Raw genomic sequence first — 20,626 nt, forward strand, 5'->3', positions numbered from 1 at the left:
GTAGTGCCGGCCGCTGGCCGGCAACTGGACCACGCCATGCGTGGATGCCGCAGACGATCAGGGCACCGGCTGGGCCAGGATCTTCCGCACCGAACGGCCACTGTTGGTGAGGATGTCATCGACCTGCCAGCAACCCTGTCCCTGACGCACCATCGGCAACCGGGTCACGTAGGCCTTCTTCCATACCGAATAGCGCATCTCGACCTGGCCGGTGGTCGCAGAGGCCTCTTTCCAGCTGTAGCGCACCGGACTGTCGATGTCGCCGTCCTGCGCATCCAGCCACGGGTCCGAATCGATCGTGCAGATGCCTTCCTCGCGCTGCTGGCAGGCACGCTCATCACGCAACGCCTTGCCGAAGGCCGGGCTGACCAGCGCAGCCGGCGGCTCCAGCAGATCACCGTTGCCGGTCGTCGCCTCGTAGAAGGCGCGGGCCACAGCCGCAGGCTCCCGGCAGGCGGGAGCAGCCTGCACGGTGGGGGCCAGCAGCATCCCGGCGATCACGAACATCCCTGTCTTTCGCATGTATTTCTCCTTGAGGGAGTGCCGGCCGCTGGCCGGCACTACAGGATATCCCGGCGCTGCCGGCCAGCGGCCGACACTACCCGATACCCGGCTTACAACCCGTAACGCTCGATCACGTCCAGGTGCGGCTGGCGATCCTGGTCGCAGGCTTCGGCCAGGCGCAGCCAGCAATGCGGATGCGGCCACGTCGCAGTCTGCTGCTGGAGGAAGCGGTGCAGCGCCAGCGGTGCATGGTCCTGCGGCTGGGCCACGGTGAACAGCAGGCCGGGCAGCGTGCCGTCTTCCACATCGGGGTCGGTGACGGTGTAGTCCGGGCGGCTGTGCGACCACACCTTCCAACCCTGTGCTTCGGCCGCCTCGACGAAGACGTTCCAGGCCTCTTCGCCCGGGTGCGCGCCATCGATCATCCAGCTGCGGGCGAAGCCGCCGCGTTCCAGCACATGCACCTGCGCATAGGTCGGGATGAAATGCTCGCGTGCTTCCTCCTCCTCGGGTGCCGGATGCACCAGCGCGGCATCGAACACCACCCAGTCGCCCACCTGCTGGGCGCGGTTGGACGGCGCGTTCTCGACGATGCGCGCGGTCACCGGTCCGCTGCGACGGGCGTAGTACTCCATCGGCTCACCGTTCTCTTCGCTGCGGATGATCACCCAACCCCACGGCTCTTCGACCACGCCTTCCTGGCTGGACAGCTCCATGCCGATCGCCTTCGCCGAGCGACGCACGGCGTCCCAATCCCGCGCCGCGCTGGCGGCACTCATGTGGTCCCAATGCGCGGCATTCGGCTCTTCCAGCAATTCAACCAGCTGCGCATAGCAGGCCTGTGCTTCGCTGAAGCGGCCGGTTTCCATGTACATCCGCGCCAGCGTGCCGCGCGCGCCGTGCGAGCCCGGAGACAGCTCCAGCAGGGATCGGGCCGCCTGCTCCAGCGCCGGCCAGTCGGACACGCGGCGTGCACGCTGCACCTCGCACCAGTGCGCGAACACCGGCACGCTGCCACGGTAGAGATCGGCCAGCTGGCGCAGGCCATCGTCGTCGCCCTGCTCGGCCAGCCAGCGCATCAGCGTGTAGGCCGCGGGACCATCGTGCTGCGCATGGCCGCGTACGAACCGCCACAGCAGCGCGCGCGCCTCGGGCTGCGCGCCGCAGGCATTGAGTGCGCTGGCCGCCATCTCGGCCAGCGCCTCGTCATCGGGCAGCTCGGCATGCGCCTGCAGCAACCACTGCGCTTCGCGCTCGGGATCGCGCGACTGGTTCTGTTCGCCCTGCGCGTCCAGCCATGCCAGCAGCTCGCCCGCCGGCACCGGCAGCGGTGCGACATCCGGCAACGCGTCGATGCGCGCGGCCAGGCCGGCCACCAGCGCCGCAGCACCACGATCCTGGCGCAGCAGCGCCAGATGGGTGCGGGCCAGTTCCAGCTGCCGCAGTGCCACCCAGCGCGCGCCACGCTGCAGCGCCAGCTCCAGGCTCAGCGCTGCCACTTCGATCATCAGGCGATGCGATCCGACCCGGGCAAAGTGCTCGATGATCGTGTTGAAGCGCGTGCCCAGATCCCAGGTGTTGCGCGCAGGATCCCGCTGGCAGAGCGCGGCGGCGGTGTTGGCCCACAGGCGCCAGTAGTTCGGGGTCAGCTCGCTCCACGGCACCAGCTGCTGCAGCGCCTCTTCGTCGCGGCCCAGCTGGGCCAGCGCCCAGGCCTTGGACAGGCGGCGCGGCACCGTGCAGTTGGCCGGCTCGTACTCTCCGGACGCCGCAACTTCGGCCTCCCGCTTTTCGATCAGTGCCAGTGCCTCATCGGCACGGCCCATTCCCAGCAGGATCTTGATCTGCATCTCCGGGAAGCTGTCGAACACTTCCTTGCCACAGGCCTCCACGGCATCGGCCTGCGCCTGCAGGTAATCCAGCGCCGCCTGGCCACGACCATCATCGAGCAGCGCATCGGCCTTCTCGCAGCTCAGGCACTGGAAACACGCCCAGCTTGGGTCGATGCGACCCAGTGTTTCATCGCAGACCTCGATGCGCTCGGGCACCCAGCCCGGGCCATCGATGTTGCCATAGCAGGCAGCCAGATCCTGGGTCACGCAGATCGACTGCGGGCATTCCAGCGTGTCATCACGGTGCGCACGTTCGAACAGCGCCACCGCTTCGCCCAGCGCGCTCTCGCCTTCGACGCGGTTGCCGACGCGGTTGCGCAGCGCCCAGTGGCCGACATAGACGTCGACCCACGGGTTGTCCAGCGCCTTGCCCAGCGCACGCGCTTCGGGCAGCAATGCATCGACGCGGTCGATCTGCAGTTCACTCACCTCGTCGGCGAGACGGTTCAGCAGGTGCGCGTTCTGCGCCTGGCCGGCCTGGCGCAGGTCACCCTGCAGTTTTTCGACCCAGTTCCAGATGTCCATGGGGTAAGTGCTCCTGTCTAGCGAAGGCTGGATGAGAAGGTACGGTGCTCAGCGCAGCATCTGCTGCAGGGCACCGGCGATATCGGTAAAGGCGCCGTTGAGATCCGGGCCGGGCGTAGCGTTCGCGCGTGCCAGCGGGCGGCCCTGCGCGGCGACGATGATCTTCAGTGAGCGCAGCAGACGGGCTGCGGCTTCGGCCTGTGGATGCCCCTCGCGCTGGGCGCGCAGCAGCGCCTGCACTGCCGGGTTGTCGAGATTGAGGTACAGCCGCGACGGCGCGCGCGACTCGATGCGTGCGGTGAACTGCCGGGCCAGGCGCAGCGCGGCCATCGACACGCGCTTGTCGTTCTCGTCGTCTTCCAGGCGCTGCTTCAGCTCGGCTTCGCGGTCGGGCACCACCACCACCGGCAGCGACTCGGGGCTGAAGCGTGCCGGCAGCAACTGTTCGCCGTCGCCCAGCTGCTCGCGCAGCCATGCCAGCTGCGCCTCGTCGAGGCTGTCATCGCTTCGGAACAGTGCACGGTTACCCTGCTCGGTCCCCAGTTCAACCAGGCGCAGGCCCTTGGCCTGGGCCCAGCGACGCAGGAACGGCACGACTGCATAGCGGTGGCCATGCGCGACCGGTACCCCCATCGCGCGGAACAGCATCTCCTCGAAGCCACCGCCATTGTCGAGAATCACATGCACGGCACCACGCGCCGGCAGCGCACTGGCCGGCAGGTCGCCCTGCGAAGTCGGCACGCGCACGTGCTCCAACAGCAGGTCGAACAGGCGGTCATCGCACAGCGCCGCGCCCAGCAAGGCCTCATTATGGCGCGTGAGAACGCGTCGCCAGGCTTCCGGCTGCTGCCGTGCGACGTCGGCCAGGCCATCAATCAGCGCCTCCAGCAGCGCGTGCTGCACGGCCCGGTACTGGTCATCGCGCTGCAGGTCTTCGCGGCTGGCGGTGGGCGTCAGCCGCGAGGATTCGATCACCCCGCCGATGAAACCGGCCCACGGCGGCAGCAGGTCGCGCGCATCGTCATCCAGCAGCATGCCGCGCACGAACACCGAAAGATTGCGGTTGTCACTGGTGCCGTAGGTAGCGCCGTCCTGGACCCACAACAGGCCGGTGGCATCGCTGTCGCCATCCGCGCGCAGTGGCACGGTGACGATCGGCTCGAAATCGTGCTCGAAGCGCGCAGCGAACTGCAGCGCCTGGCGACGCGCCTGTACCGGATGCACGACGACGTCACCCTGGCTGCGCCACGGCGGCGGCTCGGGGTTGAGCGCCTCGGCCGCAGCACCGATGAAGATCGGCTCGGACAGCAGCGCGCAATAGCGGCCCAGCACCTCGTGCAGGCGCGCCTCGTTGGCCAGCGGCAGGAAATCCGGATGCAGCTCCAGTTCCACCTCGGTGCCAACCGCGCGCGCCGGCATTTCGCTGACGGTGTACTGCTCGGCATTGCTGGACACGTACAGATGACCCAGTTCCGGCGTCTGGTACGAGGTGGTACGCACGCTGACCCTGCGCGCCAGCACGAAGGCCGACAGGAACCCGAGGCCGAACATGCCGATCAGGCCTTCATCGTCCTCCCCGCCCTGGCGCAGGCCCCGGGTGTAGCCGACGCCCACGGTAGCCAGGTAGTCATGGATTTCCTGGCGGGTCAGGCCGGCACCGGTATCGGTGATGCGCAGCAGGCCGGCAGCGGCATCGACCTGCACCGAGATGCGCGACGGCACTTCGATGCCAGGCTGCTCGATGCGGCGACGGATGATCGAGTCATGCGCGTTCTGCACCAGCTCACGCAGCGCCACCACCGGGGTGGAATACAGGTGCTTGCCCAGCACCGTCATCAATCCATTGAGATCGACCCCTGCGCGACGGATTTCGGCGTTGGGGGCGGTGAGCGTGGTGTCCTGCATGTAATCGTTTACTCCTGGGCACGGAAAGACGCCAGAGGGCGCCTTCGTCGAGCGGGAAAAACTAGCACAGGCAGGCTGACCGCTGCCGTATATGACGTTTGTAGAGGCAGGGCCCCGCGCATCACGCCGCGTCGATGGCCTCGGACAAGCGCTCCACCGCGATCACTTCCATGCCCTTCACCGAACCGCTCTTGGGCGCGTTGGCCTTGGGCACGATGGCGCGCTTGAAACCATGGGTGGCCGCCTCGCGCAGGCGGTCCTCGCCGTTGGGCACCGGGCGGATCTCACCGGACAGGCCAACCTCGCCAAAGGCAATCGTCTTTTCCGCCAGCGGCCGGTCCTGCAGCGAGGACAGCACCGCCAGCAGCACCGGCAGGTCGGCCGCGGTCTCCTGTACGCGGATACCCCCGACCACATTGACGAACACGTCCTGGTCGCCGACCAGCACGCCGCCGTGACGGTGCAGCACGGCCAGCAACATGGCCAGGCGGTTCTGCTCCAGGCCGACCGCGACACGGCGAGGGTTCGACAGCGGCGATGCATCGACCAGTGCCTGCACCTCCACCAGCAGGGGCCTCGTGCCCTCGCGGGTGACCATCACGCAGCTGCCCGGCTGATGGGTGCTGCCGCCGGACAGGAAGATGGCCGATGGATTGGAGACTTCCTTCAGGCCCTTGTCCCCCATCGCGAACACGCCCAGTTCGTTGACCGCACCGAAGCGGTTCTTGAACGCGCGCAGCAAACGGAAGCGGCTGCCGCTCTCGCCTTCGAAGTACAGCACCGCATCGACCATGTGTTCGAGCACGCGCGGGCCGGCGATGCCGCCCTCCTTGGTCACGTGGCCGACCAGGAACACGGCGGTGCCGGTCTCCTTGGCGAAACGCACCAGCCGCGCCGCGCTCTCGCGCACCTGGCTGACCGAACCCGGCGCGGCGGTCAGGCTCTCGGTCCACAGGGTCTGCACCGAATCGGCCACGATCAGCCGCGGGCCCGCCCTGGAGGCATGCTGCAGGACCGACTCGACGCCAGTCTCGGCCAGCGCGTTGACCCCATCCAGTGGCAGTTCCAGCCGGTGCGCACGACCGGCCACCTGTGCCAGCGACTCCTCGCCGGTGACGTACAGCACCGGCAGTTCGGCCGCCATCTTCGCCACTGCCTGCAGCAGCAGGGTCGACTTGCCGATGCCCGGGTCACCGCCGACCAGCACCACCGCGCCCTCGACCAGGCCACCGCCGAGCACGCGGTCGAACTCGCCGATGCCGGTGCTGACCCGGCGGTGCTCGGTCTGCTCCACGTCCTTCAGCGCGGTGATCTTCGGCGGATCGATCTTGCCCGCCCAACCCGCCCGGCGCGACGCCGGCGCCTTGGCCGCCACCGCGCTCTCCAGCACGATTTCCGACAGCGAGTTCCAGGCGTTGCACTCGGTGCACTGGCCCTGCCACTTGCTGAATTCGGCGCCGCATTCATTGCAGACGTAGGCGGTGCGGGCTTTGGCCATCGGATGATTTCCAGCAACGGGAACAGGCGTGGCAGGATAGCCGAGCCGGGTCGCAGGTGCTGCGACCGCTCAAGTCCCGCCTGCCCGCGCCGATAGCTGTCGCGGGCGTGCGCCTTGCGGGCGCCCCCTCCCTCCCCCTCTGGATTCAACATGACTGGCAGTTACAGTCAGAGCCTGGTCGCCATCTCCCTGCTGGTGGCCATTCTTGCTTCGTACACGGCGCTGGACATGGCCGGCCGCCTGGCCACCGCCGAGGGCCGCGTGGCCCGCTGGTGGCTGGCCGGCGGCGCGGCGGCGATGGGCCTGGGTATCTGGTCGATGCATTTCATCGGCATGCTGGCCTTCGACCTGACGATTCCGGTCGGCTACGACCTCGGCATCACCCTGTACTCACTGGCCGTGTCGATCGGCGCCTCGGCCTATGCGCTGTGGCTGGTGTCGCGGTCCAGCCTGCCCTGGCGACGTCTGCTGGCCGGCGCCGTGCTGATGGGCCTGGGCATTGCCACCATGCACTACCTGGGCATGGCCGCGATGCGCATGCAGCCGGGCATCGACTATCACCCGGGCTGGTTCGCTGCCTCCATCGCGGTTGCCATCGGCGCCGCCGGTGCGGCGCTGTGGATTGCCTTCCGCCTGCGTGCCGAGCAGCGCAACACCACGCGCCTGCGCCTGCTCGCCTCACTGGTGATGGGCCTGGCCATCGTCGGCATGCACTACACCGGCATGGCCGCGGCGCGCTTCCCGCAGGGCAGCATCTGCGGCGCGGTCGGCAGCGGCGGCATCGACACGCGTTGGCTGGCGGTGCTGGTGATCGTCACCACGGTGGCGACCCTGGGCATCGCCCTGGTGGCCTCGCTGTTCGACCGGCAGATGCGCGTGCGCACCGGGCTGCTGGCCGATTCACTGGCACATGCCAACGACAGGCTGATCCAGGCCGCCCTACACGACCCGCTGACCCAGCTGCCCAACCGCATGCTGCTGCAGGACCGCATCGAGCAGGCCATCGAGAAGGCACGGCGGCGCAACCAGGCGGTGGCGGTGATGTTCTGCGACCTGGACGGCTTCAAGGCGGTCAATGATGCGTACGGACACCAGCTGGGAGATCGCCTGCTGGTGGCGGTGGCGCAGCGTATCGGCGGCCTGCTGCGGCCACAGGACACCTTCGCCCGCCTCGGCGGCGACGAGTTCGTGATCGTGCTGGCCATCGATGTTCCCGACGATGCAGTGGTGGTCGCCGAGCGGATCATCGCGGCGGCGGGCGAACCGTTCCTGCTGGATGCAGCCGAGCTGCAGGTCAGCGCCAGCCTGGGCATCGCCCTGTATCCGGCTGATGCCGGCAACGAGCGCGAGCTGATGGCACACGCCGATGCGGCGATGTACCACACCAAGGAGACCGGCCGGAACGGCTATACGTTCTTCACCCCCTCGATGCAGCTCAGTGCCAACCGCCAGCTGCGCCTGCTGCAGGACCTGCGCAAGGCCATCGCCCGCGACGAGCTGGTGCTGCACTACCAGCCCAAGTTCCCTGCCGCCGGCGCACCGGCCACCGGCGCCGAAGCGCTGCTGCGCTGGCAGCATCCCGAGCTGGGCCTGCTGGCGCCGGATGTGTTCATTCCCATCGCCGAACGCAGCGGTCTGATCCTGCCGATCGGTGACTGGGTACTGGACCGTGCCTGTGCACAGCTGCGCGCGTGGCACGATGCCGGACATTCCGAATGGTCGATGGCGGTGAACCTGTCACCGTTGCAGTTCGCCTCACCGGCGCTGCTGGACAGTGTGCGCGCGGTGCTGCAACGGCACCGCATCGAGCCGGCGTGCCTGACACTGGAGATCACCGAGACCACGGCGATGAAGGACGTGGACGCCAGCCTGGCGATTCTCAACGACCTGACCGCGATGGGCGTGCACATTGCCATCGACGACTTCGGCACGGGCTATTCCAGCCTGCTCTACCTGAAGCGCATGCCCGCCACCGAACTGAAGATCGACCGCGCGTTCGTGCACGATCTGGAATGCAATGAAGAGGATGCCGCCATCGTCTCGTCGATCATCGCGCTGGGGCGCACCCTGCAGCTGCAGGTGGTGGCAGAGGGTGTGGAGACGCAGGCACAGCGCGAGTACCTGAGCGAACTGGGGTGTGATCAATTGCAGGGTTACCACCTGGGCCGACCAATGGACGCCGAGGAGTTCCTGCGCCGGGTGGGGTGAGACCCCATCCACGCATGGCATGGATCTCCTGGTAGCGCCGGCCGCTGGCCGACTTCCCGTAATTGCCGGCCAGCGGCCGGCACTACCACCCTGTGCCGGCCATGCCGGGTGGGATGAGGCCGATGGCTTTGGGGTCGGATCCCTTGCCGCAGGCAAGGGCTCTGACCCCATCCCCGTACAGCGTGGATCTCCTGGTAGGGCCGGCCGCTGGCCGCCTTCCCGCAACTGCCGGCCAGCGGCCGGCACTACCCCCTGTGCCGGCCATGCCGGGTGGGATGAGGCCAATGGCTTTGGGGTCGGATCCCTTGCCGCAGGCAAGGGCTCTGACCCCATCCACGCATGGCGTGGATCCTGGTAGAGCCGGCCGCTGGCCGGCTTCCCGTAATTGCCGGCCAGCGGCCGGCACTACCACCGCGCGTGCCATTCCCGGTGGGCGCGACAAACAAAAAGGCCGCCCGAGGGCGGCCTTTCTGCGTGGCGACGTCGCGCGGACGTCAGTGCATCATGTGCACGTTCATGTTGTGCATGACCCACAGGGTACCGACCACGATGATGCCGATCACCACCACGGTGAAGGCCGCAGCGTTGACGTTCCAGCGGCTTTCCGAAGAGCGGTCCAGGTGCAGGAAGAACACCAGGTGGACCAGCATCTGCAGCACCGCGGTGATCGCGATCACCACACCGTTGACGGTGCGCGAGAAATCACCCGACATCACCATCCAGAACGGGATGACGGTCAGCACCACCGCCAGCACGAAGCCGATCAGGTACGACTTCACGGTGCCATGGCTTTCGCCGCCGGTGCCGTGGTCGTGTGCATGGTTGTCATGTGCCATTACAGCGCTCCATTGAGGTAGACGACGGAGAACACGCCGATCCAGATCAGGTCCAGGAAGTGCCAGAACAGGCTCAGGCACGCCATGCGGGTCTTGTTGGTCGGGGTCAGGCCGTACTTCTTCAGCTGCACGAACATCACCAGCAGCCACAGCAGGCCGGCGCTGACGTGCAGGCCGTGGGTACCGACCAGGGCGAAGAACGCCGACAGGAAGGCACTGCGGTCCGGACCGTAGCCCTGGTGGATCAGGTGCTGGAACTCCCACACTTCCATGCACATGAAGCCGAAGCCCAGCAGCCAGGTGATGCCCAGCCACAGGTACATCTGGCCCATCTGCTTGCGGTGCATGGCGATCATGCCCAGGCCGAAGGTCAGCGAGGAGGTCAGCAGCAGCGCGGTTTCCCATGCCACGAACGGCAGTTCGAACAGGTCCTTCGCGGTGGGGCCACCATCGGTGCCGCCTGCCAGCACCACGTAGGTGGCGAACAGCGAGGCGAAGATGAGGCAGTCGCTCATCAGGTACACCCAGAAACCGAAGACGGTGTTGCCGCCGGTGTCGTGGTGCTCGTGGTCGTCATGGCCATGGGCCGCCGCATGCGCGGCGTGCCCGTGGCTCAGGGTCGAGGTATTGGTGCTCATGCCTTCAGCTCCGACTTCACCAGGCCCTGGGCTTCCAGGTGCTTGCGGTGTTCGTTCTCGATGCGTTCCACCTCGGCGGCCGGGACCCAGTAGTCCACGTCCTGGTCGAAGGTGCGGTAGATGAACGTGGCGATCATGCCGACGAAGCCGACGATGGCCAGCCACCAGATGTGCCAGATCATCGCGAAGCCGAACACCAGGCTGAAGGCACCGATGACAACGCCCGTGCCGGTGTTGCGCGGCATGTGGATGTCGGTGTACTTGGCCGGCTTCGGCCAGGCTTCACCACGCTGCTTGCGCTCCCAGAAATCGTCCAGTTCGGTGACTTCCGGCAGGGTGCCGAAGTTGTAGAAGGCCGGCGGCGAAGAGGTTTCCCACTCCAGCGTACGGGCATCCCACGGGTCGCCGGTCAGGTCGACGGTCTTCTTGCGGTCGCGGATCGACACGGCCACCTGGATGATCTGGCACAGGATGCCGGCGCCAACGATGAAGGCACCTGCGGCGGCGATCAGCAGCAGCGGCTCGTAGGCCGGGTTGACGGTGCTCTGCAGGCGACGGGTCATGCCCATGAAGCCCAGCACGTACATCGGCATGAAGGTCACGTAGAAGCCGATGAACCAGCACCAGAACGCGCACTTGCCCCAGAACTCGTTGAGGCGGAAGCCGAACATCTTCGGCCACCAGTAGGTGATGCCGGCGAACATGCCGAACACCACGCCGCCGATGATGACGTTGTGGAAGTGGGCGATCAGGAACAGGCTGTTGTGCAGCACGAAGTCGATGGCCGGGATCGCCAGCATCACGCCGGTCATGCCGCCGATGACGAAGGTGACCATGAAGCCGATGGTCCACAGCACCGGGGTGGTGAAGTGCACGCGGCCGCGGAACATGGTGAACAGCCAGTTGAAGATCTTCACGCCGGTCGGGATCGAGATGATCATCGTCGTGATGCCGAAGAAGGCATTGACGTTGGCACCCGAACCCATGGTGAAGAAGTGGTGCAGCCACACGATGAACGACAGCACGCCGATGCAGGCGGTGGCGTAGACCATGCCCTTGTAGCCGAACAGCGCCTTGCGCGAGAAGGTCGCGATGACTTCGGAGAACACACCGAACGCCGGCAGGACCAGGATGTACACCTCCGGGTGACCCCAGATCCAGATCAGGTTGATGTACAGCATGGCGTTGCCGCCACCGTCATTGGTGAAGAAGTGCGTACCAAGGTAACGGTCCAGGGTCAGCAGCACCAGGGTGATGGTCAGCACCGGGAAGGCAGCGACGATCAGCACGTTGGTCACCAGGGCGGTCCAGGTGAACACCGGCATCTGCATCAGCTTCATGCTGGGGGTACGCATCTTCAGGATGGTGATGAAGAAGTTGATACCGCTCAGCGTGGTACCCAGGCCTGCGACCTGTAGACCCCAGATGTAGTAGTCCATGCCGACGCTTGGACTGTATTCGATGCCCGACAACGGCGGGAACGCCAGCCAGCCGGTGGCAGCGAACTCACCGATCCACAGCGACAGCATGATCAGCACAGCGCCCGACACGAACAGCCAGAAGCTGAGCGAGTTGACGAACGGGAACGCGACGTCGCGCGCACCGATCTGCAGCGGCACGGCCAGGTTCATCAGGCCGGTGATCAGCGGCATCGCCACGAAGAAGATCATGATCACGCCGTGGGCGGTGAAGATCTGGTCGTAGTGGTGCGGTGGCAGGTAACCCTCGGACCCGCCGACGGCGAGCGCCTGCTGGGTACGCATCATGATGGCGTCGGAGAAGCCGCGCAGCAGCATGACGAAGGCGACGATGAGGTACATCACGCCGATCTTCTTGTGATCCACCGAGGTGAACCACTCCTTCCACAGATAGCCCCACAGCTTGAACTTGGTGATCAGGGCCATGACGCCCAGGCCACCCAGCACCGCGCCGACCAGGGTGGTCAGCACGATCGGATCGTGGGGGATCGACTCAAGAGAGAGTTTTCCCAACATGTTCATTCTCCCGAACCCGCGTGGCCAGCATGGCCAGCGTGTTCGTGTTCGGTGGCATCCAGGTTTTCACCCGATTCCTTGGAATCATGCGCGTCACTGGGGGCATGCCCCTCGTGCGCTTCATGGCTGGCGGCATCGGCAGCGGCGGCACCGGCGTGCGAGTGCTTCATGCCGTAATGCTTGTTGTCGCCCATGTGCTTGGCGATGACCCAGTCGAACAGGCCTTCTTCGGTCTTGCCGAAGTAGGTGACCGGATACCACTCGGCGTTGCGTGCTTCACCCAGGGCCTTGAACGAGGCCTTGTCCAGGGTCTGCTCACCGGCACGGACCTGGTCCACCCACTGACGGTATTCGGCATCGGTGACCGAGTAGGCGGTGAAGTGCATCTTGGCGAAGCCTGCGCCACTGTAGTGCGAGGACATGCCCGGGAATTCACCGGTCTCGTTGGCGATCAGGTGGAGCTTGGTCTCCATCGCAGCCATCGAGTAGATCATGCTGCCCAGGTGCGGGATGAAGAAGGCATTCATCACCGAATCGGACGTGATCTTGAAGTTCAGCGGCGTGTTGACCGGGAACTTGATTTCGTTGACGACCGCCACCTTCTCTTCCGGATAGATGAACAGCCACTTCCAGTCCAGCGAGATCGCCTCGATGGTGACCGGCTTGACGTCCGATTCCAGCGGACGATACGGGTCCAGCGCGTGCGACGAACGCCAGGTCAGGACCGCCAGCACCAGCACGATCATGCAGGGAATGGACCACACCACCACCTCGATCGCCGTCGAGTGGGACCACTTCGGCTCGTAACGGGCCTTGGTGTTGGAGGCGCGATACTTCCACGCGAAGGTCAGGGTCATGATGATGACCGGGATGACGACCAGCAGCATGAGCACGGTGGCCGTGATCAGCAGGGTCTTCTCATCCTGGCCGATCTGGCCCTTCGGACTGAGGATGGCCACGGCATCGCAGCCGGTGAGCATCACCAGCAACGACAGCAGCAGGCCCGGGCGCAACCAGCGCCCAAGGGTTTTCAACGGAATCATCGGTCGATCCAATTGCGAGGGAATGCCGTTCCCCGTCCTGCCTGTTCCGGCCAAAGCCGGTCCCACCGGTCCGGAAGACAGGTAGGGAGGTGGGTCGAGTCAGCCTTTCAATTTTAGGCCGTCACCCACCATTTAAGAAAGGCATTGACATTGATCGAGCGCAGGAAAGGCCCGATTCTGGCTGCGACACGTTGTCGCACCGCGCGGGCATGACGGGGCGCATGACCCAGGGCGGCATTCCGGCCCTGGACGTTCGCGGGCCGTTCGCCCTCGTTCGGCAAAGTCACCTGAATCGGTTCAGGCGTGCTGACGGGTGCCTGGCATGGGATGCTCGGCACAGGAGGAAGACCCCGATGGACAAGATCGACTTCAAGAACCGCGACCGGGCACTCTATCACCCGCCCGCCGGCCAGTTCGTACCGGTCGATGTACCGCCCCTGCCCTACCTGATGGTCGATGGTCGCGGCGACCCGAACACTGCCCCGGCCTACCTGCAGGCGGTGCAATGGCTGTACTCGGTGAGCTATGCACTGAAGTTCGCCCTGAAGGCCGGGGGCCAGGACTACGTGGTGCCACCGCTGGAAGCGCTTTGGACCGCCGAGGATCCGTCGAGCTTTGTGGCACGCCGCAAGGATGAGTGGAGGTGGACGGCGATGATCCGCACGCCGGATGGGATCCGTCCAGCGCAGTTGGAGGCTGCCATTGCCAAGGCGGCGAAGAAACTGGGCGACGTTCCGGCCAGCCTTCGCCACGAAATTCTCGAAGAAGGCCTCTGCCTGCAGACGCTTCACGTAGGCGCCTACGATGAAGAGGGTCCGGCCCTGGCCCATCTGCACGACGAACTGATGCCCGCACTGGGTTACACCTTTGCCGGCCCCCATCATGAGATTTACCTGAGCGACCCGCGCAGGACCGACGCGGCGCGGTTGAAGACCGTGCTGCGGCAGCCCGTCCGTGCGGAATGACCGCCTGCGAGCACCGCTCTGACAAGGAGCAGAAGATTCATGCCCCTGATTGATCGTTTACTGCGCTGGACCACCCTGCCCACCGGGCGCCGCGCCTTCGCGCTGCTGTGCAGCGTGTTGTTGCTTGTACTGGCCTGCAATCCCGACCTGCTGCCGCTGCTGTCGCTGATCGATGCACTGGGGATGGATGTGGTGGTGTTGCTGCTGGCCGCACAGGTAACGGTGGTACTGCCCTGGCTGCGGGAACGCACCGGGCGATGGTTCGGGCTGGCCATGCGGATCGCGGCCGGGGTGCTGGCCGGGGTGATCGGCGGCTATCTGCGGCAACTGGTGATGCTCGTGCTCATCAGATCCGGCACCTGCTGCGCTATATATAGGGCTTGATCCTCCGGGCCTGCAGGGAAGACATGAAACAGCTCGCTATCACACTCGGTGCACTGCTGCTGTCCGGCAGCGCATGGGCCGATACACACCAGACCGGAAAAATCACCAAACTGGTTGTCGAATCCACGTTCGTTTCCGTGTGGCTGGAAGGCCAGCCCACCAACAACGAGTGTGCTTCCGACGGGCGCTGGACAATCGATCTGGCCAGCGACAAATCCGGACGGGAAAAGTACGCGGCCATCCTGTCGGCGGCGTCATCGCGGACACCGATCGGCTTCCACGCACTCACCAGCGAAGGTTGCGGCGTGTTCGGAGCAAAGAAGATCTACTATTTCGATCTTGCTTATTGAGGCAGATCTTCTCCCCAACTCGCGCTGCCCCATGGCGGGGATTGCCAACGCCTTCCATGGCCTGACCGGGCTCATTCAATCCAGACGTTGGAAATCGAATGTGACCTTCCTGGTGCAGCGGGAGGGGACCGGAGGGAAACGCCACTTCGCCACGGCAACCAAGGCTGCGCGCTCATAAGCAGCATTGTCGACCCTGCCCCGGTCCAGCGCTTCAAACTGTGACCGCGTGATGACGGGATTTGTCACCCGCCCATCCTCTTCAACGACGACGGTCGCCACGACAGAGCCACGCACCTGCATCTCGGTCGCGGCGGGAACGACCGGCGCAATGGACTCCACCGGACTGCTTGCCGCCTGGCAAGGCCCAGGGAGCTCCTCACCGGCGTGACATGAGGCACTGGACAAGGCCAACGCAAGCATCAGAACGCGGTTCATTCAACACTCCCGATTGCTGGTGGGGGAGCAGACATTAACCGTGCCGTTCGTGTCGCTGTAGCTCTTCCGGGCAGGCTCCCCCAGCTCACGCGCAGCCCGGGTCTCCACCCCCGTAGCCCGCGCCTCCTCCGAAGATACGCCGACTCGGATCTGCATCACGCCGTTGCTCTCCGAGTTGGACTGTGGCGCAACAAGCGAAGCCTGGAAAGCGGACAATCCAACCCGATCATGCTGGGCAGCATGGCTCACCTCGTGACCGCCCCCCAGAGCAGGAGACTGGATCTCCCCGGAGGATTTGACGCGAAGTCCAGAGGTGACATCAATGCTGATGATTCTCTTGTTCTCGTCATATCCAAAATCACCATTGCGATTGAACTGTATGGTGTAGGTCTCATCGGATAGGAGAATCTGCTTCAGTTCAGAGCTGATGGTTTCTGACTTCATCCAATGGTTGAGCACGGCAGCACCATCACGCAGCGTCGCTCCGCCTTCAAATGCGTACTTGACGATTCGCCCATCTGGATCGGTGAACCTGTAAGGATTCCCGTTCGCATACCTATACCGGTTGAACTGCCCCACCGGCTGCTCATACGCCGTGACCGGATCAACCGACAGGAACACCCCCAACTGCGGATCCATGTAGCGCTGCTGCATGTAGATCAGGCCCGTTGCCGAGTCGCTCACGTGCCCGGTATACCCCGGCCCGTCCGTGACCTGACCACCGACCACGGCCCCGTAGGGCTCGTAGTCATAGCGCTTGATCACATTGCCGTTGGCATCGCTCTCAGCCACGACCGAGCCCAGGGCGTCAGTGTGGATGTACGTCACAGTGGTCTGGGCGACTGCGGTTGGCGACAGGCCAAGGCCGATCAGCAGCACACAACACAGCCAGGCGCCTGATGCCCCCAGCTTGCGAATTCGATCTCCACATCTCCTGAAGCGGGTAAACACGCCGCCTGCAGTTCCCCCGAACCTGCGCATCCTTCCAATCTCTGAAAGAGCCTTGAAGCAAGGCTGGGTATTCATAGCACAGGAATGACCGGCTGCAGTTGCCAGGTCAGGAACTGTGCAAGGAGCCAAGCGCCTGGGAAGCCGGAGGGGCGGGTAGATCGCGAGACTCAGAAATCGCGACCTGCCAGCCATGGGCTGGCACTTCTGGGGTTGCCGGCCAGCGGCCGGCACTACCAGAGCATAAAAAAAGCCCCGACCAAGGCCGGGGCTTTTCTACAACTGGTGCCGGAAACAGGAGTCGAACCTGCGACCTACGCATTACGAATGCGCCGCTCTACCAACTGAGCTATTCCGGCGGAGCCCGCGATTTTACGGGCTGGGCGCCCCGGCGGTCAATCCACCCGGCTCAGTCCGCCTCTACCCGGTTGGCACACACCCGCCCAGCCGCGAAATCCTGCAGGTTCCCCAGCGTGATCGCCGAGATCTCCTGCAGCGCCTCCACGGTGAAGAAGCCCTGGTGGCCGGTCACCAGCACGTTGGGGAAGGTCATCAGGCGCTGGAAGGCCTCGTCGTCGATGATCTCGCCGGACAGGTCCTGGAAGAACAGCGCGCTTTCCTGCTCGTACACGTCGATGGCCAGGTGGCCGAGCCGGCGCGACTTCAGCCCGCGGATCACTGCATGGGTATCCACCAATCCGCCGCGCGAGGTATTGACCAGCATCGCGCCCGGTTTCATCCGCGCCAGCGAGGCGTCATTGATCAGGTGCTGGGTATCGGGCGTCAGCGGGCAGTGCAGCGAGACGATGTCAGCGCGCGCCAGCAGTTCATCCAGCGCCACCATCTCGCCGATATCTGCGAAGGCCGCCGACGGATACGGGTCGTGCCCCAGCACCGTGCAGCCCATGCCCTTGAAGATGCGCGCGGTGGCCAGGCCGATCTTGCCGGTACCGACGATGCCGACCGTGCGGCCATGCAGGGTCCGTCCAAGCAGTCCGCCGAGCATGAAGTTGCCTTCGCGCACGCGGTTGTAGGCACGATGGGTCTGGCGGTTGAGGGTCATCACCAGCGCCAGTGCATGCTCGGCCACGGCTTCGGGCGAATACGCCGGCACCCGCGCGACGAACAGGTCCAACGCTTTCGCAGCGGCCAGGTCCACATTGTTGAAGCCCGCACAGCGCAGCAGCACCGCACGCACGCCCAACGCGTGCAGCGCGCGCAGCACCTGCGCATCCAGCCGATCGTTGACGAACGCGCAGACCGCGGCGCAGTCCTGTGCCAGCGCTGCGGTATGCACATCCAGCGCGGCATCGAAGTAGACGAACGTGTAACCCTGCCCCGCCGCCTCACGCAGGTTGGCTTCGTCCAGGAAGCGACGGTCGTAGGGTCGGGCGCTGAAGACGGCGATCTGCATGGAAGAACCTGGATGGAATGCCATGCCGACCATACCGCAGCCACGCGTCCGTGGGGATGGCACCGGCGATGCGAACATCGCCGGTGCCCTGTGCCACTCAGAACTTGTAACCCAGCCCCAGCATCACGCCGTTCTGGATCTGCCCGTCACGACGCTCGCCCACGTAGTCGGCCATGATCGACAGGCGTTCGCTGGCGCGGCTGGTCACGCCCAGGTTCCAGGCCAGCACCTGCTCGCCCACGGCCTGGCTGCTTGCCCCGAACACCAGATCCGGTGCTGCGGCGAAGCCGGTGCTGTAGCGCGCCTGCGAGTCGCCCAGTTCCTTCTGCCAGACCACGCGGGCACGCGGGGTAATGCGCTCGCCGTTGTTGCCTTCGAAGGTCCTGAACAGCTGCAGGCCGGCGCCCACGCGGATGCTCTCCAGGCTGCCGCTGCGACCGACCAGTGCACCCGCGCCCTGCCCTTCATTGAAGCGCGTGGCCGAGGTACGCGCGTAGTCCACCACCGGCAACAGCGGCTGGATCACCAGGCCCTTGCCCGTGGTGAATGAGAACGCATGCTCCACCCGCGCGGAGATCGCATCGTTGCTGTACTTGGCACGCAGCGGCTGCTGCAGGCCATCGATACCGCTGACGCTGCGGCGGGTGTCGTGACGCAGGTCTGTGTAGCGCACCGCCGCCGAGAGATAGCCGCGCGAATAGGTCGCGTCCAGGTAGCCACCCACGTCCAGCGCGCGCACGTCACCACTGAAGTCGGAGCCGTCGCGGCCCTTGGTCGACATATCCGCCGCGGCCACGCTGACGCCCAGGGTGACGCGGTCATCGGCAACGCGGGTATCGGCGCCGACGACGATGCCGCCGATGTTATGGCTCAAGCCTGCCACGCCACCGTCGGCATCGATGCGGCCGTGGCTGGCGAAACCGCGCGCCCACAGGCCATGGTTGCGACCAGGGCCACTGCCTTCACCGCCGCCCGCCGCCGGCTCGACCAGATGCATGGCCAGCTGGTTGAACAGGCTGCCGTGGCGCATGCCCGGCTGCGCCGACACCGACTGCGCGGCCTGCGAGGCCAGGCCGTCGGCATCACCGCCACTGCGCATCGCGGCCTGGTGCTGCTGCACCACGTTGCCGATGCTGCCCACCAATGCGTTGTCGGCCAGGCGCAGGGTCGCGTGCGCGTCACCGCGCAGGGCACCGGCCTGCTGTGCGATCACATCACGGTCGGCGAACTGCAGGGCGCCGAGCAGCGACTTCAGGCCACCATCCCTGCGATCGGAAGCAGTCGCCAGCGCGCGGCCCAAGCCATCGCCGGAAGTGCCGTTGGTGAACAGGCCCAGCTGGTCGAAACCCGGGTTGGCGGTCAGCCACAGGCCGTCAGCGGCCTGCTTCACGTTGAAGCTCAGCAGCGAGTTGTGGCGCGGGCGGAACACTTCGCCGCCGGTGATGCTGGCGCTGTAGCCGGTGTCACCCAGGCGCACGACCTCTTCGAAGCCGCCCTGGTAGATCGGGCCCTGCACCAGGTCACGGCGGAAGTCCTGGCCGTAGTAACCCTGCGCCACGTTCAGTTCGAGGAAGGCCCCTTTGGAGATCACCAGCGCGCCGTCGGTCTGCTTACTGTCGAAGAAACTGCCTACACGCAGGCGGCCACTGCCCGCCCCGCCGTTCTCGGTCACATCGAACAGCACCTTCCCGCCCGGCATGATGTTGACGTAGCCATGGGTGACCAGATCGCCGCCGCGCGGCATCAGGGTCCCGTACACGCGCAGGCGGTTGAAGCCGTCCTCGCGCCAGGACGGGCGGGTACCGCTGGCCAGCGCACTGAGATCCATAGCGGTGCCGGCCACGTCACCATTGCCGACCAGCATGCCTGCGCCCATTACCCGCACCTCCGAAGCGCGCAGGGCGCCGCCTTCCAGCGCGATGGTGCCGTTGTCGACCAGCATGAAGTCGGCACCGGTGGTCGCGGAGGTCCGCCATGTCGCGCCATTGGTCACGCGGATCACGCCCATGGAGTTGTCCAGCGTGGACGCATCCAGATCGCCCAGGCGCAGCTTCGACAGCAGCAGGGCCTTGTAGTACGGATCGTTCTGGTAGTCCTGTACCGAGTTCGCGCCGATGCCCTGCGGACCATTGCTGGACGCGTTGTAGATGCTCTGCGCCAGGTTGATGTAGCTGGATTGCCAGTTGGTGTTCCAGCGCGCGAAGTCATCATCGACGAAGGTCTGCAGCTGGCGACCGGTGCGCAGGTAGCCCGGATTGATGTCGCCGCTCACGTTGGCGGTGACATTCAATGTATCGCCCGGATCGCGGTAGCCCTTGGCGGTGATGACCCTGTTGCTGTAGATGTCCTGGCCCGGGAACGACTCCAGCTTGCTGCCGCTGCCATCAGGATCGAAAGTGACCGAGGCACCCGTGGTGCGCGCCGGATCGCGGAACACCAGCAGGCCGTTGGGCTGCACGACTTCATACATGGCCTTGTGCAGCAGCCCGGCATCGATGCCGCCGCCGTAGTTGCCGGTGTAGATCTGGGTCATCCGCGGCGATGGCGTGTAGATCACCTTGCCGCTGTTGCTGGCCGCGTGGATCTGTACCGAATCGACGATCGGCAGATCACCGGCCAGATAGCGTTCGACGCCACCGGACTGCATGATCGAGCAGGACGAAATGCAGTGGCCGGACACGATGGTGTTCAGGCCGGACGTGCGGATCACGCCCTGCAGCCACTCGCCGGCGATCAGCGCGCCACCATTGGAGGTGCGCAGCACCACTTCGCGGATCGGCCGGCCCTCGGCCTGTGCCTTGGCCAGCAAGGCGGGCAACGACACCACATCGGCATAGGTCACCCCGCCGCTCAGGAAGATGCGATCCCCCTGCACGTGATAACTCATTGCCATGACGTCATCAGCCGCCGCGATGGCGCCAACGGCGATCAGCCCGGCCAGGGCCAGGCTCAACTTCGAATGCTTCATACGTTCTCTCTCTCCACCCGCAACACGCGGGTAAGGAGTCAAACGGCAAAGCGCCGGAATCTCCCCCAGCCCGGTCGGCCGGAAAAAATGAATGCATTCACAATGAGAGAGGGGCACCA

Annotated in this window: 16 protein-coding genes and 1 tRNA gene; 4 read left to right on the forward strand and 13 right to left on the reverse strand. The window is 65.5% G+C overall.

Going from position 1 to position 20,626, the window contains the following annotated elements; translation table 11 throughout:
* Positions 1-57: 57 nt before the first annotated feature.
* The 4 genes from AC5P68_RS08550 to radA all read right to left on the reverse strand — a co-directional run bounded on the left by AC5P68_RS08550 (position 58) and on the right by radA (position 6,324).
* The gene (locus tag AC5P68_RS08550; RefSeq protein ID WP_231522587.1) at positions 58-522 is read right to left on the reverse strand and encodes a YbjP/YqhG family protein; all 465 of its coding nucleotides are present in this window, start codon (positions 520-522) and stop codon (positions 58-60) included.
* Positions 523-614: 92 nt separating this feature from the next.
* Complete coding sequence (locus tag AC5P68_RS08555) at positions 615-2,921, reverse strand: tetratricopeptide repeat protein (protein ID WP_231522588.1); 2,307 nt, start codon at positions 2,919-2,921, stop codon at positions 615-617.
* A 48-nt stretch (positions 2,922-2,969) separates the two neighbouring features.
* Positions 2,970-4,826 (reverse strand): ATP-binding protein, encoded by a 1,857-nt coding sequence (locus AC5P68_RS08560; protein WP_231522589.1) that lies wholly within the window; start codon positions 4,824-4,826, stop codon positions 2,970-2,972.
* Between the two features lie 121 nt (positions 4,827-4,947).
* Positions 4,948-6,324, reverse strand: coding sequence for a DNA repair protein RadA (gene radA, locus AC5P68_RS08565; protein WP_231522590.1), 1,377 nt, complete (start codon positions 6,322-6,324; stop codon positions 4,948-4,950).
* 150 nt (positions 6,325-6,474) lie between these two features.
* Between radA and AC5P68_RS08570 the strand changes: the two genes are divergently transcribed.
* A complete protein-coding gene (locus AC5P68_RS08570) occupies positions 6,475-8,532 on the forward strand; it encodes a putative bifunctional diguanylate cyclase/phosphodiesterase (RefSeq protein WP_231522591.1) in 2,058 nt (685 codons plus the stop codon).
* A gap of 494 nt (positions 8,533-9,026) precedes the next feature.
* On the opposite strand, the gene cyoD is transcribed toward AC5P68_RS08570, so the two are convergent.
* Genes cyoD through cyoA form a run of 4 tightly spaced genes read right to left on the reverse strand, consistent with a single transcriptional unit; the run spans position 9,027 to position 13,043 of the window.
* Positions 9,027-9,368, reverse strand: coding sequence for a cytochrome o ubiquinol oxidase subunit IV (gene cyoD / locus AC5P68_RS08575; RefSeq protein ID WP_005408584.1), 342 nt, complete (start codon positions 9,366-9,368; stop codon positions 9,027-9,029).
* Complete coding sequence (gene cyoC / locus AC5P68_RS08580; RefSeq protein WP_005408583.1) at positions 9,368-10,006, reverse strand: cytochrome o ubiquinol oxidase subunit III; 639 nt, start codon at positions 10,004-10,006, stop codon at positions 9,368-9,370. The genes cyoD and cyoC overlap by 1 nt, the downstream gene beginning before the upstream one ends.
* A complete protein-coding gene (gene cyoB, locus AC5P68_RS08585) occupies positions 10,003-12,000 on the reverse strand; it encodes a cytochrome o ubiquinol oxidase subunit I (protein ID WP_005408582.1) in 1,998 nt (665 codons plus the stop codon). The genes cyoC and cyoB overlap by 4 nt, the downstream gene beginning before the upstream one ends.
* A 2-nt stretch (positions 12,001-12,002) precedes the next feature.
* Positions 12,003-13,043, reverse strand: a complete 1,041-nt coding sequence (gene cyoA, locus AC5P68_RS08590) for a ubiquinol oxidase subunit II (protein WP_049454086.1) — start codon at positions 13,041-13,043, stop codon at positions 12,003-12,005.
* A 353-nt stretch (positions 13,044-13,396) separates the two neighbouring features.
* Between cyoA and AC5P68_RS08595 the strand changes: the two genes are divergently transcribed.
* Genes AC5P68_RS08595 through AC5P68_RS08605 form a run of 3 tightly spaced genes read left to right on the forward strand, consistent with a single transcriptional unit; the run spans position 13,397 to position 14,742 of the window.
* Positions 13,397-14,008, forward strand: coding sequence for a GyrI-like domain-containing protein (locus AC5P68_RS08595; RefSeq protein WP_033833370.1), 612 nt, complete (start codon positions 13,397-13,399; stop codon positions 14,006-14,008).
* A gap of 39 nt (positions 14,009-14,047) precedes the next feature.
* Positions 14,048-14,392: a hypothetical protein gene (locus tag AC5P68_RS08600; protein WP_111173107.1), complete on the forward strand. Its 345-nt coding sequence runs from the start codon at positions 14,048-14,050 to the stop codon at positions 14,390-14,392.
* 23 nt (positions 14,393-14,415) lie between these two features.
* Positions 14,416-14,742, forward strand: a complete 327-nt coding sequence (locus tag AC5P68_RS08605; protein WP_005408578.1) for a hypothetical protein — start codon at positions 14,416-14,418, stop codon at positions 14,740-14,742.
* 75 nt (positions 14,743-14,817) lie between these two features.
* Here AC5P68_RS08605 and AC5P68_RS08610 read toward each other — a convergent pair whose 3' ends face one another.
* The 5 genes from AC5P68_RS08610 to AC5P68_RS08630 all read right to left on the reverse strand — a co-directional run bounded on the left by AC5P68_RS08610 (position 14,818) and on the right by AC5P68_RS08630 (position 20,507).
* A complete protein-coding gene (locus AC5P68_RS08610; RefSeq protein WP_033833369.1) occupies positions 14,818-15,177 on the reverse strand; it encodes a TonB family protein in 360 nt (119 codons plus the stop codon).
* Positions 15,178-16,128 carry an RHS repeat-associated core domain-containing protein gene (locus tag AC5P68_RS08615; RefSeq protein WP_395760179.1) on the reverse strand — a complete coding sequence of 317 codons (951 nt, stop codon included), beginning with the start codon at positions 16,126-16,128 and terminating at the stop codon, positions 15,178-15,180.
* Positions 16,129-16,408: 280 nt separating this feature from the next.
* Positions 16,409-16,484 (reverse strand) — tRNA-Thr (locus tag AC5P68_RS08620).
* 50 nt (positions 16,485-16,534) lie between these two features.
* The gene (locus tag AC5P68_RS08625; protein WP_414497943.1) at positions 16,535-17,539 is read right to left on the reverse strand and encodes a 2-hydroxyacid dehydrogenase; all 1,005 of its coding nucleotides are present in this window, start codon (positions 17,537-17,539) and stop codon (positions 16,535-16,537) included.
* 97 nt (positions 17,540-17,636) lie between these two features.
* A complete protein-coding gene (locus AC5P68_RS08630) occupies positions 17,637-20,507 on the reverse strand; it encodes an autotransporter outer membrane beta-barrel domain-containing protein (protein WP_049404728.1) in 2,871 nt (956 codons plus the stop codon).
* Between the last annotated feature and the right edge of the window lie 119 nt (positions 20,508-20,626).

The sequence above is a fragment of the Stenotrophomonas sp. YJH_SMC_58 genome, from assembly GCF_059369635.1.